Source organism: Pantoea sp. Ap-967 (assembly GCF_011752565.1).
Lineage (GTDB): Bacteria > Pseudomonadota > Gammaproteobacteria > Pseudomonadales > Pseudomonadaceae > Aquipseudomonas.
The window spans coordinates 288,220-311,869 of sequence record NZ_VWXK01000003.1; the positions used below are offsets into that span (position 1 = coordinate 288,220).

Below are 23,650 nucleotides of genomic sequence, written 5' to 3' on the forward strand. Positions count from 1 at the left end.
TTCAGCTCTTCTTCATTGCAGATCGGAGGGCGCTTTCAATCGTACGGCCTCGCGGAGTCAACGGTGCATGGTCAATCACGCCATGCACTACGTCGTTGGTGACATGCACCGGTTCAGGGGCAAGTACCGCCTTTATTTTATTCGCCAGCCGCGGGTAACGCTGTAATACCGCAATTGCCGACCTTCGCACGGCAGGGCGGCGCTCAACCCATAAACGCGCATGCGGCGCGATACGACGAACGAGCTTATTCAGTGACGCTTTGCCGTGCTGCCCTGGCTCCCGCAACTGCCTGGCCAGCCAGCGCAGTGGCGCGGTGAAGCGCCAGGAGCTGCTCACGCGCATCAATTGCACCTGCTGCTCCGCTTCCATGGCCCGCAAGTAGTGATAATGGCAGTTTTCAAGCGCCTGGTTACGCTCCTGCGCGGCGCTTTCGGCATTGGCCCGGGCCTGCTCAGCAGCTGCCTGAGCCTGCTGCAGCCGCTCTTGCAATGCACCAAACTGCCGCTGCAGCGCCGCCATTGCAACTTCATGCCGCTCTTGCACCACCAGCAAGTGCTCGACCTGCCCGTGCGATTGCGCCGCTGGGTGTACTACCACGGCCCCGTCAGGGGATGAGTAGTTCACAACATCGAGCTTTTTTTCCAGTTTCGCCAGGCGCGCTTCCAATGCCCGGTCGAATCGCTCAGCCAACTGGTCGAGCGACACACCGTAGTCACCCTCAAATACTTTGAACGCATCCATTAATGAAGGCTCCCCATGCTTCTGTGCGATCACAGCATAGTCGGGACTGGCACCGCATAGAACCTCACGCACACCGATTTTGCCCACCTCATCACGCAGCTCGGGAGCCTCTTGCAGGCGCACGACCTTGGAACGGGCGAAGCCAGCATGCTCTGTCAGGAACGATAGCAACTGGTTCGGCAGTGGCCGCTCATGGGTTGGGTCGAGGTAAAAGTTGTTGGTACCCACCATCACGTTTTCGGCGTTGGGGGTTTCCAGTATCAGCATGCCCGCCGGGCGCAACACCCTCAGGGCTTCGGCGACCAGTTCTTCGAGCACGTTGAAGGGCACGTGCTCGGCAATATGGAAACCACTGACCACCACCTGGCTGTCGTCTGGCAGCTTGCGCAGGGCGCCAAGGGCGTCGTCCTGGTGCGCGGGCAACTGCAGCGCCTGGCAGGCGGCCAGCATGCCTTCGTCGAGGTCCACGCCAACCGGCGAATAACCTTCACGCAACAGCAGCTGCAGCCACTCGCCACGCCCGCAGCCGATGTCGAGCACAGGCAGGTCGGGGTAAATGGATTTCAACGGCTCAAGAAACGGCAGGTAGGCTTCCAGCCGCTGTGTAATCAGTTCCCTCGAACCGCGGTAACGGTCCTCGAAGGCCCTATAGAAACCAGCACTCATCACTTGCACTCCACGGTCGGCGGGATCCATGCCAGGCCAACGAAGGTTTTCTCGGACATATTGACCACGTTGAACAGCAACGCCAGGTCACGCCATTCGAAGTTGTCGGCTATATGGGTGTCGGCTGTGTGCAAAGCGATCGCCACCGAGTAGGAGCCGACACCCAGGTTGGCTGGGAAGCTAAACCGGTAATCCAGCTCCGTGCCCTCCCCCAGGTTGTGGCGCACGCAGTCCAGGTGATGGGTGTTGGTGCCGAAAACATCCTGGCCGAGGCGGTCCTTGATCATATAACCCACTACCAGCTCAGGCAGCGCCGCGTTGACCTTGACCCGAATGTTCAGGCACACGTCCTCGCCCACCGATACGTATTCAACGGGCTGCCCTTGGGTGTTGTACAGCGCCACGCTGTCGATGGTGGCCTTGCCGTTGCCCGAGCGCGTTTGCACGGTGCCATCGGCCAGGGTCTGCACTTCGACGGTGGCGTTTTCCTTCTGGGCGATGATGGCGTTGTAGTAGTCCATCACCTCCTCGGGCGGGCCGTCCTTGATCACGGTACCGCCATCGAGCAGGATCGCCCGGTTGCACAGGGCCTGGATGGCGCCGCGGTCGTGGGAGACGATCAGCAGCGTGGTGCCGGCTTTCTGGAACTCCTTGATACGGCTGAAGCTCTTGTGCTGGAAATAGCTGTCACCTACCGACAACGCTTCGTCGATGATGAGAATTTCCGGGCGGAAGGCGGTTGCCACCGAAAACGCCACGCGCATCTGCATGCCGCTGGAATAGGTGCGCACGGCCTGGTCGAAGTATTCGCCGATTTCGGCGAAGTCTTCGATGTCGGCGATCACGCTGTCGATCTGGTCGGTGTTGAAACCCATCAAGCCTGCAGCGTGATAGACATTCTGGCGGCCAGTGAGCTCGCCATTGAAGCCCATGCCCAATTCAAGGATGGCTGCAATGCGGCCGTTGACGTGCACCTTGCCCTCGGTGGGCTGCAGGGTGCCGGTGATCATCTTCAGCAAGGTCGACTTGCCCGCGCCGTTCTGCCCAACCAGGCCGATGGCCTCGCCGGCGGCGATGTTGAAGCTGATGTGCTTGAGTACCCAGTGCTCACTGCTGGCCTTCACCGGCAGGTAGAACCAGCGGGCAATGCGTTGCCATTCGGAGCGGTAGCTGCGGTAGGCCTTGCCAACGTTGTTGACGGACAGAAGTGTCATAGGGAGTCCACCATTTCCGCAGAGGCCCGACGGAACAGAAACATGCCCAGCACCATCAGGCACAGTGCAATGCCAACCGGAATGGCGAGTGCGGCGAGGTCTGGCGCAAGCTTGTACACCAGCACATTGTGGTAAGCGGAGACGATGGCGAACATCGGGTTGATATCCAAGGTGCCCTTGAGATAATCCGGCACGATGTTTACCGAATAGACGATTGGCGTGAACCAGAACCACACCTGCAGCACAATCGGGATCACCTGGCCGATGTCACGCAAGAATACGTTCATCACGCCCAGTACCAGCCCCAGGCCTACGGCGAAGGCCACCACCACCAAGGTCAGCGGCAACAACCAGAACATCTGCAGGTTGGGCGCATGGCCCAGCACGGCGAAAATGACCATGACCGCAGCGAACAGCAGCAGGTTGTTCAGCAGGCACGAGCCGACCACGATCACTGGCAGGGCGATGCGCGGAAAGCGCATTTTCTTCATCAGGTTACCCTGGTCGATGAACACCGTCAGGCAGCGCCCGACAATTTCGGCGAACAGGTTCCACGCCAAGATGCCGGCAATCAGGTACAGCGCGTAGGCGTACTTGTTGTCGATACCTGGCAGGCGCGCCCCGAGGACGTTGGACAGGATCAACGCGTAGATCGCCACCTGTGCCAGCGGATGGATGATCATCCACAGCCCGCCCAGCTTGCTGCGGGCGAAGCGTGAAATGAACTCGTTCTTGATCGACGTGAGAATGAAGCCTCTGTAATCCCAGATGCCCCGGAGCATGCCAAACATAATTATCCTTGGATCAAACGGGCAATTTCAGCCACGCGTTGCGCCACCAGCGCTTCATCGCCACGGCTCTCAACATTCAGGCGCAGCAGCGGCTCGGTATTCGACCCGCGCAGGCTGAAGCGCCAGTCGGCGAACTCGACGCTGATGCCGTCGGTGCGGTCGACGCTTGGGTTGTGCGGCAGGTAGAAGGTCAGGATCTTCTCGATGGTGCCTTTCACATCGGCCACTTCGTAGTTGATCTCACCGCTGCACGGGAACGCTGCAATCCGCTCATCCACCAGCTGGGCCAGGCTCTTGCCAGTTGCGCTCATCAGCGCGGCCACCAGCAGCCAGGGGATGTTGCCGCTGTCGCAGTAGGCGAAGTCGCGGAAGTAATGGTGGGCGCTCATCTCGCCGCCGTACACGGCGTCTTCGGCGCGCATGCGCTCCTTGATGAAGGCGTGGCCGGTTTTGCTCTGGATGGCCTGGCCACCGGCAGCGCTGACCTGCTCGATGGTGTTCCAGGTCAGGCGCGGGTCGTGGATGATCTTGCTGCCCGGGTGCTGGGCCAGCAGCATTTCGGCCAGCAGGCCGACCACGTAGTAACCCTCGATGAAGCGGCCCTGGTCGTCGAAGAAGAAGCAGCGGTCGAAGTCGCCGTCGAAGGCAATGCCCATGTCGGCTCCGGTGTCGAGCACGGCCTGGCGGGTGAGCTCGCGGTTCTCCGGCAGCAGCGGGTTGGGGATGCCGTTGGGGAAGTTGCCGTCAGGCTCGCCGTTGATGATGGTGATGGCCAGCGGCAGGCGCGCCTTGAGCAGTTCCAGTACCGGGCCGACGGCGCCGTTGCCGGGGTCGGCCAGCACCTTCAGCGGCTTGAGCGCGGCCAGGTCGATGTAGGTCAGCAGGTGGTCGATGTAGGCGGTTTTGTCGAACGCTTCGCGGATGCTGCCTGGGGTGGCGGCCTGGGTGCCGAGGTCGCCGGCTTCGACACGTTGGCGAATATCGTTGAGGCCAGTATCGCCGCTGATCGGCCGGGACTGCTCGCGCACCAGCTTCATGCCGTTGTAACCCTTGGGGTTATGGCTGGCGGTGACCATGATGCCGCCATCGGCCTGGTAGTGGCTGGTGGCGAAATACACTTCTTCGGTGCCGCACAGGCCAATGTCGATCACATCGGCGCCGCCTTCGGTCAGGCCTTTCATCAAGGCGCGGGACAGGCCGGGGCTTTCCAGGCGCATGTCGCGGCCAACGACGTAGCTGCGCCCGCCCAGTTGGGCCACCAGGGCACGGCCGATGCGGTAGGCGATGTCGTCGTTGAGGTCGGTCGGCACTTGACCGCGGATGTCATAGGCTTTGAAGCAGCGGGTTTGAATAGGTGCGTACATACATCTCTCTCGGTGGGTGACGCCTGCGCGTACACCGACGGGAAGGGGATGGCCGGCGAATGGATTGCCGCATGAGCATCGGCCCGGCGCCTCGGTGAGGCGCACAGGGGCCGACAGGAAAGGCCTGGGGTCAGGCGTCGCAACGACCGTATTTGTCCTCGAAGCGGACGATGTCGTCTTCGCCGAGGTAGTCGCCGCTCTGCACTTCGATCAGGACCAGGTCTATGACACCTGGATTTTGCAAACGGTGCTTGTGGCCGGCACGAATGAAGGTGGATTCGTTGGTGTTGAGCATCAGCTCCTGGTCGTCATTGACCACCACGGCCATGCCGCTGACCACAATCCAGTGCTCGCTGCGGTGGTGATGCATCTGCAGCGACAGCGACGCCTTGGGCTTGACCACGATGCGCTTGATCTTGAAACGCTCGCCGTCTTCCAGGGTGGTGTAGGTGCCCCACGGGCGGTGCACCGTCTGGTGCAGCATGTGGGCTGCGTGGCCGTCGGTTTTCAGGCGCTTGACGATGTGCTTGACGTCCTGGGCGTGGTCCTTGTGGGCGATCAGCAGGGCGTCGGGGGTATCGACCACCAGCAGGTCCTGCACGCCAACCAGGGCCGCCAGGCGGTCTTCGGTGCTGACATAGTTGTTGCTGGCGCCGTAGGCCATCACTTCGCCTTCAAAGCGGTTGCCGTGCTCGTCGGGCGGGGTCAGTTCGCTGACGGCGTTCCACGAGCCGATGTCGCTCCAGCCGATGTCGCACGGAATGGTCGCGACCTTGCGCGAGCGCTCCATCAGCGCGTAGTCGATGGAGATGTCCGGCACCTGGGCAAAGCTGTCGGCGTCCAGCGACAGGCAGCTGTAGCCTTTTGAGGTGGCGCGGCGCGAGCTTTGCAGGGTGTGCTCGACGGCTTCGAGCACATCCGGGGCGTGGGCCTTGAACTCTTCGAGCACGGCGCCGACCTGGAAGCAGAACATGCCGGCGTTCCAGAAGTAGTTGCCGGCCGCCACGTAGGATTCGGCAGTTTTCTGGTCAGGTTTTTCGACGAAGCGCTCAACCTTGAGGCCACCTTCGAGCTTGCCGGCAGCGGCTGCCTCGATGTAGCCGAAACCGGTTTCCGGGTACTGCGGCTTGATACCGAAGGTTACCAGCCAGCCCTGCCCGGCCAGGTTCACGGCCTTGGCCACGGCATCGGCGAAAGCGGTTTCGTCCTGGATCAAGTGGTCGGCGGCCAGTACCAGCATGTAGGCCTGCGCGCCGTGGGTCTGCTGCAGTTGCAGTGCGGCGGCGGCTACGGCGGCAGCGGTGTTGCGGCCGAACGGCTCAAGGATGTAGCCCTGGGCGTGGCCCTGGGTATTGATGGTGCGGTACTCGTCTTCGGTCTTGAACAGAAGCTCACGGTTGGTAACGGTCAGCACCTCAACCACACCGTCCAGGCGTGCGGCGCGCTGGAAGGTCTTCTGGATGAGGTTTTGCCCGTCCGGCAGGGTCATGAACGGCTTTGGGTGAGCCTCACGGGACACTGGCCACAAACGGCTACCAACGCCACCAGAAAGAATTACCGGGATCAATTCCATAATCGAGTCCTTAACGGCCACTTGAAGTTTTCAACCTTCAGGGAACCTGCATGTGTCTTATATCTGACCGCTGCCGCGACAGCCGCAACAGCGCTTAAATTTACGCGCCCAGCGTGTGAATTCCCTGGCCATCCATAGGCTCAAGACGCAAGCTTCGGCCAGTAGAATACCAGAGATTTTTCCCTGTAGCTTGGTGGCGGAAGATGCGCCAATCGCGGCTTCGCCGTGTAAAGAAAGGCAAATTGCCAGCACTTGTAACCGCCACGAAACACTTCGTGGCGGGTATAAGACAGCAGTGTTTGTCAATGTTCAGTGAAAGGCCTACCTATTGGGCAATTAAAATGTCCGCCGGTCGATTCAGTTGCCCCAGCCGAAGCGCCAACGCCTGCTTCAAGGCTACTTTCGCCTTGGGCGCCCCATGCACGAGAACGATCTTCTCTGGGCCATGGAATATACCTTCAACGAACGTTACCAAGCCCACCTGATCGGCATGCCCCGAATAACCACCCATTGAGATCACTTTTGCGCGGATCTCTTGCAGCTGCCCATCCAGGTCAATGTGCACGAAGCCTTCGGCGCCTTCACTGGCCTGAATCACGGCGCCGGGCGTGCCCTTGGCCTGGTAACCGACGAACATCACTTCATGGCGCGGGTCACCCAGCATGGCCTTGAGGTAGTTGACGATGCGCCCACCGGAGCACATGCCGTTGCCAGCAATGACGATCGCCGGCCTGCCGGTGCTTTTCAGGTAGTTGACCACCTGCTGGTGCCGGGCATGGGTATCGACGCTCAGCAGTTGGGCAAAGCCGAGCGGCGCCCTGCCCTCGCCCAGGCGCTGTTGGGCATCGTCATTCCAGAAGGCATGCAGCTCGCCGTAAACCTGGGTGATGCGCTGCGCCAGTGGCGAATCGAGGATGATCGGCAAGCGGGACCAGTCCGTGAACTTCAGTGGGTCTGCCAGGGGATCGAGCACTTTCCCTTGGGCCAGCTGCTTGCGGTGCAGGATGTCTTCAAGCTCGTACAGCAGCTCTTGGGTACGCCCCAGGCTGAACGCTGGAATCAGCAAGGTGCCGCTGTCGGCCAGGGCGCGATCGATGGCGGCTTCCAGGCGTGCCAGGCGATCGCTGCGCCCGGCGTGCAGGCGGTCACCGTAGGTGCTCTCCAGTACCAGGATATCGGCGCGCTCCGGCGGCTGCGGTGCCCGCAACAACGGGTTGCAGGGCGCCCCCAGGTCGCCCGAGAACACCACCCGAGTGCTGCTGGCGGCGCCCGGGTAACCCACATCGCATTCCACATAGGCTGAACCGAGCAGATGGCCGGCGCGCTGCAAGCGCACGGTGCAACTGACACCCGCCCCTTCGACCACAGGGTGCCACTGACCAAATGGCACCGCCACGATCAGCCGCTGCAGCAGCGCAAGGTAGCGGTCGACCTGTACCGGGTCGGCGCTGATACCCAGCTTGTAGGCATCTTCCAGCACCAGGGGTAACAGCCTGGCAGAGGGCTCGCTGCACAGGATGGGGCCGCGAAAGCCGGCAGCCAGCAAGGCCGGAATGCGGCCTACGTGGTCGAGGTGAACGTGGGTGACGACGAGTGCCTGGATGCCAGCAATATCAAAGCCGATGGGCGCAGTTTCGCTGCCTGGCGTGGCATCAGCGCCTTGTTCCAGGCCGCAATCGACCAACAAGCTGGTGGCCGCATCGAGATGCAATTGGTGGCACGAACCGGTGACGCCGCGGGTGCCGCCATGGTGGGAAAGGCTGGGGAAACTCATTGGGTGCACGCTCGCCAGGGCCGGAAGTGGAGCTGCTATTAGCCCACTTTGGCCGAGCTGTGCACAGGTGATGCTTTCCTACTGTGCCGTAGGAATTTTCATCAATTCCCGCTCAAGACTGCCTGTCGTGCAGAAGCGCGGATCTTGCGCTTGCTGCGCTGCACACCGTAGGCGCCAAGCAGTGGGCCAACGGCAAGGCCCAACACCAAGGCGCAAAGCACAGGCACTGCCACCGGCAGTTCCGGGGCCGACCAGCCGAACAGCATCAGTGCCACCGGTTGCTGGTTTTCCAGCACGAAGAACAGCACCACAGCCGCCAACAGCAGCACGAACAACGCCGCCAAGGCGCGCTTGAGGTTACGCATCAGATTGCTCCTTCACGGCTTAAAGGTGTTCATGTTCTTCTTCGTTCACCCGGTCACGCAGTTCTTTACCGGGTTTGAAGTGTGGCACGAACTTGCCTTCCAGCTCCACCGACTGGCCGGTCTTGGGATTGCGCCCAACCCGTGGTGCCCGATAGTGCAGGGAAAAACTGCCAAAACCACGGATCTCGATGCGATCACCTGTGGCCAGGCATTGGGACATCTGTTCAAGCATGGTCTTGATGGCCAACTCCACGTCCTTGGACGAGAGCAGCCCCTGATGGGTGACAATACGTTCGATCAGCTCCGACTTCGTCATATTTTTCCCTTCGTTATCAAGCAGCTAGATCATTGCTTAATCAGTTTTTAGCACGCCCGGAGGGATTTGAACAGGGCGGTTCTTGACTTAATAAAAAAATTCAAGATTGGAATGAAAGGAAATATGTGGTGTTTGGGCTGAGATCGAGCGCCGCCTGCGCGGCGCATCGCGAGCTGCGCTCGCTCCTACGTTTGTTTTGGCCAGTAACGCCGATAAGGGTAAATGTAGGAGCGAGCGCAGCTCGCGATGCTGCCGCGCAGGCGGCGCTCGACCTCATAGGCGCCATTCACATCCTGAAAACCTGATTACCGCTGCCACTCGAACACCCCGACTACGCTGTGCCAGGACGTCTCCATTCAAGGATGAATGCAATGATCAAAGCCCATGGCAACCGCCTTCGCCACGCCCGCTGCTCGGTACCAGGCAGGCTCTACATGCTGACGACCGTTACCCACCAGCGTCGGCCGCTGCTGCGCAACTTCCGCCATGCAAGACTGGTCATCCATCACCTTCGCGAGGCAGAGCAAAGACAGCACTGCCGATCGCTCGCCTGGGTGGTGATGCCAGATCATGTTCACTGGCTGCTTGAATTGAAAGACACGACACTTGGAACGTTGATGCAACGCTTCAAGTGCCAGTCCAGCCATGCATTGCGCAAGGCCGGTGTTGGTGCATCACCCATCTGGCAGGCCGGTTATTACGACCATGCGCTGCGGCGGGATGAGGACGTCGTGAAGATGGCCAGGTATATCATCGCCAATCCAATCAGGGCGGGGTTGGTGACTAAGGCGGGGGATTATCCGCATTGGGATGCGGTGTGGGTTTGAGATGGGGCGCCGCTTTGCGGCGCATCTCGAGCTGCGCTCGCTCCTACCGGGTTTGCGTAGGCACAAAAAAAGGGTGGCCCGAAGGCCACCCTTTTTTACCGATCAAACAGAACTTAGTTCTGCTTGGCCATAGCTTCGCGCAGCAGCGCGGCCATGGTGGTGTCGGCAGCCGCTTCCGGAGCGTTTTTCAGGCTCTGGATGGCTTCACGCTCTTCAGCGTCGTCTTTCGACTTGATCGACAGGCTGATCACGCGCGACTTGCGGTCAACGCTGATGATCTTGGCTTCGATCTCTTCGCCTTCCTTCAGAACGTTACGCGCGTCTTCAACGCGGTCACGGCTGATTTCGGAAGCTTTCAGAGTGGCTTCGATGTCGTCGGCCAGGGTGATGATGGCGCCTTTGGCGTCAACTTCTTTCACGATGCCCTTGACGATAGCGCCCTTGTCGTTGACAGCAACGAAGTTGGAGAACGGATCGTCTTCCAGCTGCTTGATGCCCAGGGAGATGCGCTCGCGCTCTGGGTCAACCGACAGGATGACGGTTTCCAGCTCGTCGCCCTTCTTGAAACGACGTACGGCTTCTTCGCCGGTTTCGTTCCAGGAGATGTCGGACAGGTGAACCAGGCCGTCGATGCCGCCGTCCAGGCCGATGAAGATACCGAAGTCGGTGATCGACTTGATGGTACCGGTGATCTTGTCACCCTTGTTGAACTGGCCGGAGAAGTCTTCCCATGGGTTGGACTTGCACTGCTTGATGCCCAGGGAGATACGACGACGCTCTTCGTCGATGTCCAGAACCATAACTTCCACTTCGTCGCCAACCTGAACGACTTTCGACGGGTGGATGTTTTTGTTGGTCCAGTCCATTTCGGAAACGTGTACCAGACCTTCAACGCCTTCTTCCAGCTCAGCGAAGCAGCCGTAGTCGGTCAGGTTGGTAACGCGAGCCTGTACGCGAGTACCTTCTGGGTAGCGCGAAGTGATAGCAACCCACGGATCTTCGCCCATCTGCTTCAGACCCAGCGAAACGCGGTTGCGCTCACGGTCGAACTTCAGAACGCGTACGTCGACTTCGTCGCCAACGTTAACGATTTCCGATGGGTGCTTGATGCGCTTCCAAGCCATGTCGGTGATGTGCAGCAGGCCGTCGATACCGCCCAGGTCCACGAATGCGCCGTAGTCGGTGAGGTTCTTGACGATACCTTTGACTTGCTGGCCTTCCTGCAGGGTTTCCAGCAGGGCTTCGCGCTCGGCGGAGTTCTCGGCTTCCAGCACGCTGCGACGGGAAACGACAACGTTGTTGCGCTTCTGGTCCAGCTTGATGACCTTGAATTCCAGCTCTTTGCCTTCCAGGTGGGTGGTGTCGCGCACTGGGCGGACATCAACCAGGGAGCCCGGCAGGAACGCACGGATGCCGTTAACGTCGACAGTGAAGCCGCCCTTAACCTTACCGTTGATAACGCCCTTGACCACTTCTTCGGCGGCGAAAGCTGCTTCCAGAACAATCCAGCACTCGGCGCGCTTGGCTTTTTCACGGGACAGCTTGGTTTCGCCAAAGCCGTCTTCGACCGCGTCCAGCGCAACGTGAACTTCGTCACCGACCTTGATGGTCAGCTCGCCAGCTTCGTTGTAGAACTGCTCGAGCGGGATGACGCCCTCGGACTTCAGGCCAGCGTGTACGGTAACCCAGTCGCCGTCGATGTCGACAACGATACCGGAGATGATGGCACCCGGCTGAAGATTGAGGGTTTTCAGGCTTTCTTCAAAGAGTTCTGCAAAGCTTTCGCTCATTTTAATTCCTGTAGATTCGGGCGAAACAAACGCCCCTCGCCACATTCCAGACAATGTGGGTTTGTTTTAAGTAAAGGAAAGCCGGCAGGACGTTGACTGGTGCCCCTGCCTGCTTTCCTGGCTATCACAGCAAGTCGCGCTGGGCGAGCTCGCTTCTGATACGTTGCAGCACCTGCTCGATGGACAACTCGGTAGAGTCCAGCTGAATGGCGTCGGCCGCTGGTTTCAGCGGGGCCACTGCGCGCTGGGTGTCGCGCTCATCACGCGCACGAATCTCATCTAGCAGACTCGACAGACTAACATCTTCACCCTTGCCCTTCAACTGCAGGTAGCGGCGACGGGCACGCTCCTCGGCGCTGGCGGTCAGGAACACCTTCAGCGGCGCATCGGGGAACACCACGGTGCCCATGTCGCGGCCATCGGCAATCAGCCCGGGCGCTTCACGGAAGGCGCGCTGGCGCTGCAGCAGCGCTTCGCGCACCGCCGGCAGCGAGGCGACCATCGATGCACCGGCACCGACGGTTTCGGTGCGGATGACGTTGCTGACATCCTCACCCTCAAGAATGATCTGCTGCAGCTTACCCGGCTCGGCCGCGATGAACTGCACATCCAGATGGGCGGCCAGGGCCTTGAGCAGTTCTTCGTTGGTCAGGTCGACGCCGTGGTTGCTGGCGTTGAACGCCAGCAACCGGTACAGCGCGCCGGAGTCCAGCAGCTTCCAGCCGAGCTCGCGGGCCAGCAGCCCGGCGACCGTGCCCTTGCCCGAGCCGCTTGGGCCATCGATGGTGATGACCGGTGCTTGCGAATTCACGACTTGCCCTCTTCGGCCACGCGGATACCCACGTCGGCACACAGTTTCAGGAAGTTCGGGAACGAGGTGGCGACGTTGGCGCAGTCATGGATGCGGATCGGCGCATTGGCGCGCAGCGAGGCAACGCTGAAGGCCATGGCGATACGGTGGTCGCCGTGGCCGTGTACTTCACCGCCGCCGATCTGGCCGCCGTCGATGATGATGCCGTCCGGGGTTGGCTCGCACTTCACGCCCAAGGTGACCAGGCCGTCGGCCATCACCTGGATGCGGTCCGATTCCTTCACCCGCAGCTCTTCGGCGCCACGCAGCACGGTGCGCCCTTCGGCGCAGGCAGCGGCAACGAACAGCACCGGGAACTCGTCGATGGCCAGCGGTACCAGCTCCTCTGGGATATCGATACCCTTGAGGCGGGCACCGCGCACGCGCAGGTCCGCCACGGGCTCGCCGCCGACTTCACGCTGGTTCTCCAGGGTGATGTCGCCGCCCATCAGGCGCAGGATGTCGATCACGCCGGTGCGGGTCGGGTTGATGCCGACGTGCTCAAGCACCAGCTCCGAGCCTTCGGCAATCGAGGCGGCCACCAGGAAGAACGCGGCGGAGGAAATATCCGCAGGCACTTCGATGCGGGTGGCGGTCAGTTTGCCGCCAGCTTCCAGCGAGGCCACCGGCCCGTTGGTTTCAACGGCGTAACCGAAGCCGCGCAGCATGCGCTCGGTGTGGTCACGGGTTGGCGCAGGCTCGGTGACGGTGGTTTTGCCTTCGGCGTACAGGCCGGCCAGCAGCAGGCAGGATTTGACCTGGGCGCTGGCCATCGGCAGCGTGTAGGTCAGCGCCTTGAGCTTGCTGCCACCACGAATGGTCAGCGGCGGGCGGCCTTCGGGGCCGGTTTCCACCACCGCGCCCATTTCCCGCAGCGGGTTGGCCACGCGGTTCATCGGGCGCTTGGACAGCGAGGCGTCGCCGGTCATGGTGACGTCGAACGGCTGGCCGGCCAGCAGGCCCGAGAGCAGGCGCATCGAGGTGCCGGAGTTGCCGACATACAGCGGGCCAGGCGGCGGCTTGAGGCCGTGCAGGCCAACGCCGTGGATGGTCACGCGGCCATGGTTCGGGCCTTCGATGACCACACCCATGTCACGGAAGGCCTGCAGGGTCGCCAGGGCGTCCTCGCCTTCGAGGAAGCCTTCGACTTCGGTCGTGCCTTCGGCCAGCGAGCCGAGCATGATCGAACGGTGGGAAATCGACTTGTCGCCCGGTACGCGGATTCGCCCGGTCAGGCGGCCACCCGGTTGGGCCAGGAAAATCAGATCGTTGGCGTTCATAGCGTCCACATAGGCCCGGCGGGCCAGGATTTTACTGAAATGCTCGCGGGCAACACGTGCGCGGGTGAATACTCCCAGCAACTGATGCCCGTCCCCAGCATCGACCGCGTCGCGCAAGGCGTCGAGGTCGCTGCGAAATGTATCGAGGGTACGCAGGACCGCCTCGCGGTTGGCGAGGAAGATGTCGTGCCACATGGTCGGATCGCTGCCGGCGATTCGGGTGAAATCGCGGAACCCTCCCGCAGCGTACCGGAAGATGTCGAGGTTTTCATTGCGCTTGGCCAGTGAATCGACCAGGCCGAAGGCCAGCAGGTGCGGCAGGTGGCTGGTGGCAGCCAGCACTTCGTCATGGCGCTCGACGGGCATGTGCTCGACGTCGGCATCCAGCGCACGCCACAGGCGATCGACCAGGGCCAGGGCCGCCGGGTCGGTTTCCTCCAGCGGGGTCAGGATTACCTTGTGCCGGCGGAACAAGGTGGCGTTGGCAGCCTCGACCCCGCTCTGCTCGGAACCGGCGATCGGGTGGCCGGGCACGAAGCGCAGCAGGCGCTGGCCGAACACGGCGCGCGCCTCACGCACGACATTGCCCTTGGCACTGCCCACATCGGTGATCACGGCATGGCCCAGGTCAAGCTGGGCCAGGTGCGCCAGCACCTTTTCCATGGCCAGGATCGGCACCGCGAGCTGGATTACATCGGCACCGACGCAGGCGGCGGCGAGGTCGGCTTCGCAGCGGTCGACCACGCCCAGGTCCACGGCCAGCTTGCGCGACGGGGCATCGAGGTCGACACCGACCACTTCCCGGCACAGGCCGCTTTCGCGCAGGCCCTTGGCGAAGGAACCGCCGATCAGGCCGAGGCCGACGACGACCAGGCGGTCGATGATTGGTGCGGGTTTGGTGTTTGCTGCATTTACCACTGGTGCGAACCCTGTTCAGAAATCTGGGCAGTTTGTGAGGCCGATTGGGGCGGCTTTGCCGCCCATCGCGACTTAACAGTCGCTCCTACATGCGCCCCGAGGCCTTGAATCAAAGCACTGCCTTGGGATAGGAACCCAGCACCTTCAGCGCCACGGCATCCTGGCTGATCTTCTCCAGCACCGCCTTGATCAACGGGTCGCGGTGGTGGCCGACGAAGTCGATGAAGAACACGTAGGTCCACTTGCCACTGCGCGACGGGCGGGTTTCGATGCGGGTCAGGTCGATGCCGTTCTCGTGGAATGGCACCAGCAGCTCGTGCAACGCACCTGGCTTGTTGCTCATCGACACGATGATCGAGGTTTTGTCGTCACCGGTCGGCGGCACTTCCTGGTTACCGATCATCAGGAACCGCGTGGAGTTGTCCGGGCGGTCTTCGATCTTCTCGGCCAGGCGAGTCAGGCCGTACAGGTTGGCCGCCATGTCACCGGCGATGGCCGCCGAGTTCCACTCGCCCTTGACCCGCTTGGCCGCTTCGGCGTTGCTGGAAACCGCCACGCGCTCCACGTTCGGGTAGTGCGCATCCAGCCACTTGCGGCACTGGGCCAGGGACTGGGCGTGGGAGTAGATACGGGTGATGCTGTTGGTCTTGGTGCTCTCGCCCACCAGCAGGTGATGGTGAATGCGCAGCTCCACTTCGCCGCAAATCACCATGTCGTGCTCAAGGAAGCTGTCGAGGGTGTGGCTGACCGCACCCTCGGTGGAGTTTTCCACCGGCACCACACCGAAGTTGACGGCGCCGGCCGCCACTTCGCGGAACACTTCGTCGATGGCCGCCATCGGCCGGCTGACCACGGCGTGGCCGAAGTGCTTCATGGCCGCGGCCTGGGTGAAGGTGCCCTCCGGGCCGAGGTAGGCGACCTTGAGTGGTTCTTCCAGGGCCAGGCACGACGACATGATTTCGCGGAACAGCCGCGCCATCTCTTCGTTGCCCAGCGGGCCCTTGTTGCGCTCCATCACGCGCTTGAGCACGGCGGCTTCACGCTCGGGGCGGTAGAACACCGGCTTTTCGCCTTCGGCCAGCGAAGCGGTTTTGACCCGCGCCACTTCTTCGGCGCAGCGGGCACGGTCGCTGATCAGCTCGAGGATTTTCTCGTCGAGGCTGTCGATGCGCACGCGCAGGGCTTTGAGTTCCTGTTCGGACATCAGCCGTGCTCCTTCTCGAATTCGGCCATGTAGGCCACCAGGGCTTCCACCGCATCCAGGCCCAAGGCGTTGTAGATCGAGGCGCGCATGCCGCCAACCGAACGGTGACCCTTGAGGTTGAGCAGGCCACGGGCATCGGCGCCGGCCAGGAAGGCCTTGTCCAGGCGCTCGTCGGCCAGGCGGAATGGGACGTTCATCCACGAACGGGCGTTGTGGTTGATCGGGTTGGTGTAGAACTCGCTGGCGTCGATGAAACCGTACAGGCGGTCTTTCTTGGCGCGGTTGCGCTGTTCCATGGCGTCGACGCCGCCCTGCTCCTTCAGCCACTCGAACACCAGGCCCGAGAGGTACCAGGAATAGGTGGCCGGGGTGTTGTACATCGAACCGTTGTCGGCCGACACCTTGTAGTCGAGCATGGTCGGGCAGCTGCTGCGGGCACGGCCCAGCAGGTCTTCACGGACGATCACCACCACCAGGCCGCTAGGGCCGATGTTCTTCTGCGCGCCGGCGTAGATCAGGCCGTATTGCGACACGTCTATCGGGCGCGAGAGGATGTCGGAGGACATGTCGACCACCAGCGGCACGTCACCGGTTTCCGGCACCCAGTCGAACTGCAGGCCACCGATGGTTTCGTTGGACGCATAGTGGACGTAGGCGGCGTTCTTGGTCAGCTTCCACTCGTTCTGGCCAGGAATGGCCAGGTAGTCGTAGGGCTTGGCGCTGGCGGCGACGTTGACGCTGCCGAAGCGGCGCGCTTCCTCGATGGCCTTTTTCGACCAGATGCCGGTTTCCACGTAGTCGGCGGTGGCGTTTTCCGGCAGCAGGTTCAGCGGAATCTCGGCGAACTGCTGGCTGGCGCCACCCTGCAGGAACAGCACCTTGTAGTTGGAGGGGACGGACAGCAGGTCACGCAGGTCCTGCTCGGCCTTTTCGGCGATGGCCACGTAGTCATCGCTGCGATGGCTCATTTCCATCACCGACAAGCCCTTGCCGTTCCAGTCCAGCATTTCGGCCTGGGCGCGCTGCAATACAGCGTCAGGAAGCGCGGCAGGGCCTGCGCAGAAGTTAAAGGCTCGTTTGCTCACATCCACTCTCGCTCTAATAGAACAAAAATCTAACCAATCTGGTGCAGCGCAACCCTTGTAGGAGCGGGCTTGGCCCGCGAACACCGGCGAAGCCGGTGCCATCTAGCGCAGTGCCTGCATCGCGAGCTGCGCTCGCTCCTACCGGGGGCGGGCAGGCCGTGGGGCCGCACCCTTCACAGTCAAACGGGGCGACCTTGGTCGCCCCGCTTGGGTTTTACGCTTGCTTATTCCTGTGCAGCCTCTTCGCTGCCAGCGGCTTCATCATCTGGCGCATCGGCCTCGACGCCCTCCTCGTCCGTCTCGACCAGGTCATCGAGTTCGTCCTCGGACGGCTCCTGGATACGCTCCAGGCCCACCAGCGTCTCGTCGGTGGCCAGCTTGATCAGGGTGACGCCCTGGGTGTTACGGCCCAGGCTGGAAACCTCGCCAACCCGTGTGCGCACCAGGGTGCCCTGGTCGGAGATCAGCATGATCTCCTCGCCTTCCTGCACCTGAATGGCGCCGATCAGCAAACCGTTGCGGCCCTTGGTACCCATGGCGATCACGCCCTGGCCGCCACGCCCGCGGCGCGGGAACTTCGACAGCGGCGTGCGCTTGCCGAAGCCACGCTCCGACGCGGTGAGGATCTGCGCACCCGACTCAGGAATCAGCATCGAGATGATCTGCTGGCCCTTGCCCAGCTTCATGCCGCGCACGCCACGGGCGGTACGGCCCATTTCGCGAACTACGCTCTCGGCGAAGCGGATCACCTTGCCGGCGTCGGAGAACATCATCACTTCCTTGGCGCCGTCGGTGATGGCCGCGGCAATCAAGGTGTCGCCTTCCTTGAGCTTCAGGGCGATCAGGCCGCTGGAGCGTGGGCGGGCGAACTGCGCCAGCGGGGTTTTCTTGACGGTGCCGGAGGCAGTCGCCATGAAGATGTACGCGCCGGTCGGCTCTGCCGCCCACTCCGGGGTATCGCCGTCTTCTTCGTCGATTTCCTCGGCTTCGACGATTTCGCCTTCGATCACGCCATCGTCGCCGTCTTCCAGCTCTTCTTCAGGGTCGGCGTTCTGCTGCAGGGCTTCCAGGTCGATCTGCAGCATGGCGGTGATGCGTTCACCTTCCTCCAGCGGCAGCAGGTTGACCAGCGGGCGGCCACGGGCAGCGCGCGACGCCTCCGGGATGTCGTAGGTCTTGAGCCAGTACACCTTGCCCTTGCTGGAGAACAGCAGCAGGGTGGCGTGGCTGTTGGCGACCAGCAGGTGCTCGATGTAGTCCTCGTCCTTCACGCCGGTGGCCGACTTGCCCTTGCCACCCCGGCGCTGGGCCTGGTAGGCGGACAGCGGCTGGGTCTTGGCATAGCCGCCGTGGGAGATGGTCACCACGCGCTCTTCTTCCGGGATCATGTCGCCGTAGTTGAGGTCGTGGCGGGCATCGAGGATTTCGGTGCGGCGGGCATCGCCGTATTCGGCACGAATGGCTTCGAGCTCTTCGCGAATCACTTCCATCAGGCGCTGGGCGCTGTTGAGGATGCGGATCAGCTCGCCGATTTGCTCGAGAATTTCCTGGTACTCGGCCAGCAGCTTCTCGTGCTCCAGGCCGGTCAGGCGGTGCAGACGCAGGTCGAGAATCGCCTGGGCCTGTTCCGGCGACAGGTAATACTTGCCATCGCGCAGGCCGTACTGCTCGGGCAGGTCTTCAGGGCGGCAGGAATCGGCGCCGGCGCGCTCGACCATGACCTGCACGGCACTGGATTCCCAGGCAGTGGACACCAGCGCTTCCTTGGCTTCGGACGGCGTTGGCGAGGCCTTGATCATGGCGATGACCGGGTCGATGTTGGACAGCGCAACCGCCTGGCCTTCAAGGATATGGCCACGCTCGCGGGCCTTGCGCAGCTCGAATACGGTACGGCGGGTCACCACTTCGCGGCGGTGACGGACGAACGCTTCGAGCAGGTCCTTGAGGTTGAGCAGGCGCGGGCGACCGTCGACCAGGGCAACCACGTTGATACCGAACACGCTCTGCAGCTGGGTTTGCTGGTAGAGGTTGTTGAGCACCACCTCCGGCACCTCGCCGCGGCGCAGCTCGATGACGATGCGCATGCCGTCCTTGTCGGACTCGTCGCGCAGCTCGGTGATGCCTTCGATTTTCTTCTCTTTGACCAGCTCCGCGATCTTCTCGATCAGGCGGGCCTTGTTCAGCTGGTACGGCAGCTCGGTGACGACGATCTGCTGGCGGCCACCAACCTTGTCGATGTCTTCGATCTCGGAGCGGGCACGCATGTAGATGCGGCCACGGCCGGTACGGTAGGCCTCGATGATGCCCTGGCGGCCGTTGATGATACCGGCAGTCGGGAAGTCGGGGCCGGGGATGAACTGCATCAGTTCATCGATGGTGACGTCCGGGTTGTCGATCAGCGCCAGGCAACCGTCGATCACTTCACCGAGGTTGTGCGGCGGAATGTTGGTTGCCATGCCCACGGCGATACCGCTGGAGCCGTTGACCAGCAGGTTGGGGATGCGGGTAGGCATCACCGCCGGGATCTGCTCGGTGCCGTCGTAGTTGGGCACCCAGTCGACGGTTTCCTTGTGCAGGTCGGCCAGCAGCTCGTGGGCCAGCTTGGTCATGCGCACTTCGGTGTATCGCATGGCCGCGGCGTTGTCGCCGTCCACCGAGCCGAAGTTGCCCTGGCCGTCGACCAGCAGGTAGCGCAGCGAGAAGGGCTGGGCCATACGCACGATGGTGTCGTAGACCGCAGTGTCGCCGTGCGGGTGGTACTTACCGATCACGTCACCGACCACACGGGCGGATTTCTTGTACGGTTTGTTCCAGTCGTTGCCCAGCTCGCTCATCGCGTAGAGGACGCGACGATGCACGGGCTTCAAGCCATCGCGGGCATCGGGCAGCGCTCGCCCGACAATCACGCTCATGGCGTAGTCGAGGTAAGACTGTCTCAGTTCGTCTTCGATATTGACCGGGAGGATTTCTTTGGCCAGTTCGCCCATGAGAAGCCTGATTCCTTTTTTCGGGTGAAACTTCGTAGCTCCATCAAGGGCCGAACGAAGCTCGCCGCCGCAGCGCATAGGGGTGCGACGACTTACGACAAATCAATGAGTTGTTGCATGGATCTGCGCAATGAAGGCCGCCTTCGTGGGCGGTCCTGGAAACTGCCGGATGTTACCACAAAGGCGGGGCGGTGGGGAGATAGGGTACGGGGTGGTTGCGCGGGATATTAGCGCCGCTCACGCGGCGCATCGCGAGCTCTGCTCGCTCCTACCCGGCATGCGCAACCCCGGCAACGCTCGCGATGGGGCCCTCAATGCAAACGCTTGCGGCACATCAGCTGCGCCAACTTGGCGGCATCGGGCCGTTCGACGATGCCGCGCTCGGTGACGATCACGTCAATCAGGTCGGCCGGGGTTACGTCGAACACCGGGTTGAACACCTCCACATCCGGCGCCACACGGGTGCCGGCGTAGTCCAGCAGCTCATCGGCCTCACGCTCTTCCAGCGGAATGTCCTCGCCCGTGGCCAGGTTGAGGTCGATGCTGGTGCTTGGCGCCACCACCATGAAGCGCACGCCGTGGTGCATGGCACTGACCGCCAGCTGGTAGGTGCCGATCTTGCTGGCCATGTCGCCATTGGCCGCGATGCAGTCGGCACCCACCACCACCCAGGTGATGCCCTTGGTCTTCATCAGGTGGGCCAGCGCCGAATCGGCGCACAGGGTGACCGGAATACCTTCGCCGGCCAGCTCCCAGGCCGTCAGCCGCGCACCCTGCAGCCAAGGGCGGGTTTCGCCGGCGTACACCCGCTCGACCATGCCTTCCAGGTATCCGGCGCGGATCACCCCCAACGCCGTGCCGATGCCACCGCTGGCCAGGGCGCCGGCATTGCCGTAGGTGAGCAAGGTCTGGGCATTGCCCTGGTGGCGGCGGATCAGCTCGATACCGTGCTGGGCCATGGTCAGGTTGGCCTCGCGGTCACTCTCGTGAATAGCCACGGCCTCGGCCTCCAGCGCCGCCAGCACGTCTTCTTCGCCGCGCACCCGCTGCAGGCGGTCGCGCATGCGGTTCAGGGCCCAGAACAGGTTGGCGGCAGTGGGGCGCGCCTCGGCCAGGCTCAGGAAGTCTTCTTCCAGGTCCATTTCCCAGTCGCCGCCTTCGGCCAGGCGCTCCTCCAGGGCCAGCACCAGGCCATAGGCCGCGGCGATGCCGATGGCCGAGGCGCCGCGCACGGCCATGCCGCGGATCGCCGCAACCACCTGTGCAACATTGTCGCAGGCCAGCCAGCGCTCTTGCGACGGCAGCAGGCGCTGGTCGAGCAGGTGCAGGACGCCGTCGTGCCAGCGAATCCCGGTCACCTTCTCCGCCGCCAAAAGTCGCTCGCGCATCGCCTCTCCCCGTCGTTCGGATATCAAAAGCCGGCGATTATAGCGACCCTCGGCGCCGGGCGCTCGGGTATACTGCGCCGCATTTGAAGTGCAAGTTCCAGAGGATTGTTCAATGAGCAACGTCGACCACGCCGAAATCGCCAAGTTCGAAGCCTTGGCCCACCGCTGGTGGGACCGCGAAAGCGAGTTCAAGCCGCTGCACGACATCAACCCGCTGCGCGTCAACTGGATCGACGAGCGCGTCAGCCTCGCCGGCAAGAAGGTGCTGGACGTGGGCTGCGGCGGCGGCATCCTCAGCGAAGCCATGGCCCTGCGTGGCGCCAGCGTTACCGGTATCGACATGGGCGAGGCGCCGCTGGCCGTGGCCCAGCTGCACCAGCTGGAATCCGGCGTGCAGGTGCAGTACCGGCAGATTACCGCCGAAGCCCTGGCCGAAGAGATGCCCGAGCAGTTCGATGTGGTCACCTGCCTGGAAATGCTCGAACACGTACCCGACCCGTCGTCGGTGATCCGCGCCTGCTTCCGCATGGTCAAGCCCGGCGGCCAGGTGTTCTTCTCGACCATCAACCGCAACCCCAAGGCCTACCTGCTGGCCATCGTCGGCGCCGAGTACATCCTCAAGATGCTGCCGCGCGGCACCCACGACTTCAAGAAATTCATCCGCCCGTCGGAGCTGGGCGCCTGGGCCCGCGTGGCCGGCCTTGAGGTCAAGGACATCATCGGCCTGACCTACAACCCGCTGACCAAGCACTACAAGCTCAGCAGCGACGTGGACGTGAACTACATGATTCAGACCCTGCGCGAGGAATGAGCATGCGCCTGCGAGCGGTACTCTTCGACATGGACGGCACCTTGCTCGACACGGCGCCGGACTTCATCGCCATTTGCCAGGCCATGCTGGCCGAGCGCGGCCTGCCGGCGGTCGATGACCAGCTGATCCGCGACGTGATTTCCGGCGGCGCCCGGGCGATGGTCGCCGCCACGTTTGCCATGGACCCGGAGGCCGAGGGTTTCGAAGCCCTGCGCCTGGAGTTCCTGGAGCGCTACCAGCGCGACTGCGCGGTGCACAGCAAGCTGTTCGATGGCATGGGCGAGCTGCTGGCCGACATCGAGAAAGGCAACCTGCTGTGGGGCGTGGTCACCAACAAGCCGGTACGCTTCGCCGAGCCGATCATGCAGCAGCTGGGCCTGGCCGAGCGCTCGGCGCTGCTGATCTGCCCGGACCACGTGAAGAACAGCAAGCCCGACCCCGAGCCGCTGATCCTGGCCTGCAAGACCCTCGACCTGGACCCTGCCAGCGTCTTGTTCGTGGGCGACGACTTGCGCGATATCGAGTCGGGCCGCGACGCCGGCACCCGCACGGCGGCGGTGCGCTACGGCTATATTCATCCAGAGGACAACCCCAACAACTGGGGCGCCGATGTGGTGGTGGACCACCCGCTGGAACTGCGCAAGGTCATCGACAGCGCGCTGTGCGGTTGCTGACCTGACCCTGCGCGCGCCCCTGTAGGAGCGGGCTTGCCCCGCGAACACGGGCGCAGCCCGTGCCAGCCGCTGCTGCGCCTGCTTCGCGGGGCAAGCCCGCTCCTACAAGGCCCGTATCAAGCCTTCGAGAAAGGGAATTATCCATGTTCGACTACACCGCCCGCCCCGGCCTGCTCGCTGGCCGCATCATCCTGGTCACCGGCGCAGGCCGTGGCATCGGCGCCGCTGCCGCCAAGGCTTATGCCGCCCTGGGCGCCACCGTGCTGCTGCTGGGCAAGACCGAAGCCAACCTCAACGAGGTCTACGACCAGATCGAGGCCGCTGGCCACCCGCAACCGGTGGTCATCCCGTTCAACCTGGAAACCGCCCTGCCCCACCAGTACGACGAACTGGCGGTGATGATCGAGGAGCAGTTCGGCCGCCTTGACGGCCTGCTCAACAACGCCTCGATCATTGGCCCGCGCACACCGCTGGAGCAGCTGTCGGGCGACAACTTCATGCGTGTGATGCACATCAACGTCGACGCCACCTTCATGCTCACCAGCACCTTGCTGCCGCTGCTCAAGCTGTCGGAGGACGCCTCGGTGGTGTTCACTTCCAGCAGCGTGGGGCGCAAGGGGCGGGCCTATTGGGGCGCCTATGGTGTGTCGAAGTTTGCCACCGAAGGGCTGATGCAGACCCTGGCCGACGAGCTGGAAGGTGTGGCACCGGTGCGTTCGAACAGCATCAACCCGGGGGCCACGCGCACGGCGATGCGGGCGCAGGCGTATCCCAGCGAGAACCCGCAGAACAACCCGCTGCCTGAAGAGATCATGCCGGTTTACCTGTACCTGATGGGGCCCGATAGCAAGGATGTGAATGGGCAGGCATTGAACGCCCAGTAACGCAGGTTCAGCCCTTTCGCGGTGTACGACCGGAGACATCGTTTACATCGTAAACCGGGGACATGGTTTACACATTTGAGGCTTGGACGCGGTTTTCACCCCGTCCAAGCCTCCCCAGGAGATGGTCACACAGGAACACATCCCAAA

General features: G+C 62.6%; 19 protein-coding genes. 4 read left to right on the forward strand and 15 right to left on the reverse strand.

Going from position 1 to position 23,650, the window contains the following annotated elements:
• Position 1: 1 nt before the first annotated feature.
• From F3J45_RS05640 to ihfB, 8 genes are all read right to left on the reverse strand, one after another.
• Entirely contained in the window at positions 2-1,408 is a 1,407-nt protein-coding gene (locus tag F3J45_RS05640) for a bifunctional 2-polyprenyl-6-hydroxyphenol methylase/3-demethylubiquinol 3-O-methyltransferase UbiG (protein ID WP_167058619.1), read from the reverse strand.
• On the reverse strand, positions 1,408-2,622 hold the full coding sequence (locus F3J45_RS05645; RefSeq protein ID WP_167058622.1) for an ABC transporter ATP-binding protein: 1,215 nt from the start codon (positions 2,620-2,622) through the stop codon (positions 1,408-1,410). Before F3J45_RS05645 ends, F3J45_RS05640 begins: the two co-directional genes overlap by 1 nt.
• Positions 2,619-3,413 (reverse strand): ABC transporter permease, encoded by a 795-nt coding sequence (locus F3J45_RS05650; RefSeq protein ID WP_167058625.1) that lies wholly within the window; start codon positions 3,411-3,413, stop codon positions 2,619-2,621. Before F3J45_RS05650 ends, F3J45_RS05645 begins: the two co-directional genes overlap by 4 nt.
• Positions 3,414-3,415: 2 nt before the next feature.
• A complete protein-coding gene (locus F3J45_RS05655) occupies positions 3,416-4,777 on the reverse strand; it encodes a phosphomannomutase (RefSeq protein ID WP_167058628.1) in 1,362 nt (453 codons plus the stop codon).
• Between the two features lie 130 nt (positions 4,778-4,907).
• A complete protein-coding gene (locus tag F3J45_RS05660) occupies positions 4,908-6,350 on the reverse strand; it encodes a mannose-1-phosphate guanylyltransferase/mannose-6-phosphate isomerase (protein WP_167058631.1) in 1,443 nt (480 codons plus the stop codon).
• Between the two features lie 325 nt (positions 6,351-6,675).
• Positions 6,676-8,124: an MBL fold metallo-hydrolase RNA specificity domain-containing protein gene (locus tag F3J45_RS05665; protein ID WP_167058634.1), complete on the reverse strand. Its 1,449-nt coding sequence runs from the start codon at positions 8,122-8,124 to the stop codon at positions 6,676-6,678.
• A gap of 101 nt (positions 8,125-8,225) precedes the next feature.
• On the reverse strand, positions 8,226-8,489 hold the full coding sequence (locus tag F3J45_RS05670) for a lipopolysaccharide assembly protein LapA domain-containing protein (RefSeq protein WP_167058637.1): 264 nt from the start codon (positions 8,487-8,489) through the stop codon (positions 8,226-8,228).
• A 19-nt stretch (positions 8,490-8,508) separates the two neighbouring features.
• Positions 8,509-8,805, reverse strand: coding sequence for an integration host factor subunit beta (gene ihfB, locus F3J45_RS05675; RefSeq protein WP_167058638.1), 297 nt, complete (start codon positions 8,803-8,805; stop codon positions 8,509-8,511).
• Positions 8,806-9,176: 371 nt separating this feature from the next.
• Here ihfB and F3J45_RS05680 point away from each other — a divergent pair, with 371 nt between their 5' ends.
• A complete protein-coding gene (locus F3J45_RS05680; RefSeq protein WP_167058641.1) occupies positions 9,177-9,632 on the forward strand; it encodes a transposase in 456 nt (151 codons plus the stop codon).
• Positions 9,633-9,745: 113 nt separating this feature from the next.
• Here F3J45_RS05680 and rpsA read toward each other — a convergent pair whose 3' ends face one another.
• The 7 genes from rpsA to mtnA all read right to left on the reverse strand — a co-directional run bounded on the left by rpsA (position 9,746) and on the right by mtnA (position 21,134).
• Complete coding sequence (gene rpsA / locus F3J45_RS05685; protein ID WP_167058644.1) at positions 9,746-11,422, reverse strand: 30S ribosomal protein S1; 1,677 nt, start codon at positions 11,420-11,422, stop codon at positions 9,746-9,748.
• A gap of 124 nt (positions 11,423-11,546) precedes the next feature.
• Positions 11,547-12,233: a (d)CMP kinase gene (gene cmk, locus F3J45_RS05690; RefSeq protein WP_167058647.1), complete on the reverse strand. Its 687-nt coding sequence runs from the start codon at positions 12,231-12,233 to the stop codon at positions 11,547-11,549.
• On the reverse strand, positions 12,230-14,470 hold the full coding sequence (locus F3J45_RS05695; protein ID WP_167058650.1) for a bifunctional prephenate dehydrogenase/3-phosphoshikimate 1-carboxyvinyltransferase: 2,241 nt from the start codon (positions 14,468-14,470) through the stop codon (positions 12,230-12,232). Before F3J45_RS05695 ends, cmk begins: the two co-directional genes overlap by 4 nt.
• Before the next feature lie 109 nt (positions 14,471-14,579).
• Complete coding sequence (gene pheA / locus F3J45_RS05700; RefSeq protein WP_167058653.1) at positions 14,580-15,674, reverse strand: prephenate dehydratase; 1,095 nt, start codon at positions 15,672-15,674, stop codon at positions 14,580-14,582.
• Positions 15,674-16,759, reverse strand: a complete 1,086-nt coding sequence (gene serC, locus F3J45_RS05705; RefSeq protein ID WP_167058656.1) for a 3-phosphoserine/phosphohydroxythreonine transaminase — start codon at positions 16,757-16,759, stop codon at positions 15,674-15,676. The genes pheA and serC overlap by 1 nt, the downstream gene beginning before the upstream one ends.
• Positions 16,760-16,983: 224 nt before the next feature.
• Positions 16,984-19,746, reverse strand: coding sequence for a DNA gyrase subunit A (gyrA, locus tag F3J45_RS05710; protein WP_167058659.1), 2,763 nt, complete (start codon positions 19,744-19,746; stop codon positions 16,984-16,986).
• A gap of 311 nt (positions 19,747-20,057) precedes the next feature.
• Positions 20,058-21,134, reverse strand: coding sequence for an S-methyl-5-thioribose-1-phosphate isomerase (gene mtnA, locus F3J45_RS05715; protein ID WP_167058662.1), 1,077 nt, complete (start codon positions 21,132-21,134; stop codon positions 20,058-20,060).
• 112 nt (positions 21,135-21,246) lie between these two features.
• On the opposite strand from mtnA, the gene ubiG reads away from it, so the two are divergent.
• From ubiG to F3J45_RS05730, 3 genes are all read left to right on the forward strand, one after another.
• Positions 21,247-21,945 carry a bifunctional 2-polyprenyl-6-hydroxyphenol methylase/3-demethylubiquinol 3-O-methyltransferase UbiG gene (gene ubiG, locus F3J45_RS05720; protein WP_167058665.1) on the forward strand — a complete coding sequence of 233 codons (699 nt, stop codon included), beginning with the start codon at positions 21,247-21,249 and terminating at the stop codon, positions 21,943-21,945.
• 2 nt (positions 21,946-21,947) lie between these two features.
• Entirely contained in the window at positions 21,948-22,619 is a 672-nt protein-coding gene (gene mupP / locus F3J45_RS05725; RefSeq protein ID WP_167058668.1) for an N-acetylmuramic acid 6-phosphate phosphatase MupP, read from the forward strand.
• A 143-nt stretch (positions 22,620-22,762) separates the two neighbouring features.
• A complete protein-coding gene (locus F3J45_RS05730) occupies positions 22,763-23,503 on the forward strand; it encodes a YciK family oxidoreductase (RefSeq protein WP_167058671.1) in 741 nt (246 codons plus the stop codon).
• Positions 23,504-23,650: the final 147 nt, after the last annotated feature.

Excerpts from the sequence above, each read along its gene's own strand:
- ubiG (WP_167058665.1), top strand. The coding sequence starts at position 21,247 with ATGAGCAACGTCGACCACGCCGAAATCGCCAAGTTCGAAGCCTTGGCC.
- F3J45_RS05680 (WP_167058641.1), top strand. The coding sequence starts at position 9,177 with ATGATCAAAGCCCATGGCAACCGCCTTCGCCACGCCCGCTGCTCGGTA.
- rpsA (WP_167058644.1), bottom strand. The coding sequence starts at position 11,422 with ATGAGCGAAAGCTTTGCAGAACTCTTTGAAGAAAGCCTGAAAACCCTC.
- F3J45_RS05730 (WP_167058671.1), top strand. The coding sequence starts at position 22,763 with ATGTTCGACTACACCGCCCGCCCCGGCCTGCTCGCTGGCCGCATCATC.
- F3J45_RS05640 (WP_167058619.1), bottom strand. The coding sequence starts at position 1,408 with ATGAGTGCTGGTTTCTATAGGGCCTTCGAGGACCGTTACCGCGGTTCG.
- F3J45_RS05660 (WP_167058631.1), bottom strand. The coding sequence starts at position 6,350 with ATGGAATTGATCCCGGTAATTCTTTCTGGTGGCGTTGGTAGCCGTTTG.
- ihfB (WP_167058638.1), bottom strand. The coding sequence starts at position 8,805 with ATGACGAAGTCGGAGCTGATCGAACGTATTGTCACCCATCAGGGGCTG.
- pheA (WP_167058653.1), bottom strand. The coding sequence starts at position 15,674 with ATGTCCGAACAGGAACTCAAAGCCCTGCGCGTGCGCATCGACAGCCTC.
- gyrA (WP_167058659.1), bottom strand. The coding sequence starts at position 19,746 with ATGGGCGAACTGGCCAAAGAAATCCTCCCGGTCAATATCGAAGACGAA.
- F3J45_RS05655 (WP_167058628.1), bottom strand. The coding sequence starts at position 4,777 with ATGTACGCACCTATTCAAACCCGCTGCTTCAAAGCCTATGACATCCGC.
- F3J45_RS05645 (WP_167058622.1), bottom strand. The coding sequence starts at position 2,622 with ATGACACTTCTGTCCGTCAACAACGTTGGCAAGGCCTACCGCAGCTAC.
- mupP (WP_167058668.1), top strand. The coding sequence starts at position 21,948 with ATGCGCCTGCGAGCGGTACTCTTCGACATGGACGGCACCTTGCTCGAC.
- F3J45_RS05650 (WP_167058625.1), bottom strand. The coding sequence starts at position 3,413 with ATGTTTGGCATGCTCCGGGGCATCTGGGATTACAGAGGCTTCATTCTC.
- F3J45_RS05665 (WP_167058634.1), bottom strand. The coding sequence starts at position 8,124 with ATGAGTTTCCCCAGCCTTTCCCACCATGGCGGCACCCGCGGCGTCACC.
- F3J45_RS05670 (WP_167058637.1), bottom strand. The coding sequence starts at position 8,489 with ATGCGTAACCTCAAGCGCGCCTTGGCGGCGTTGTTCGTGCTGCTGTTG.
- mtnA (WP_167058662.1), bottom strand. The coding sequence starts at position 21,134 with ATGCGCGAGCGACTTTTGGCGGCGGAGAAGGTGACCGGGATTCGCTGG.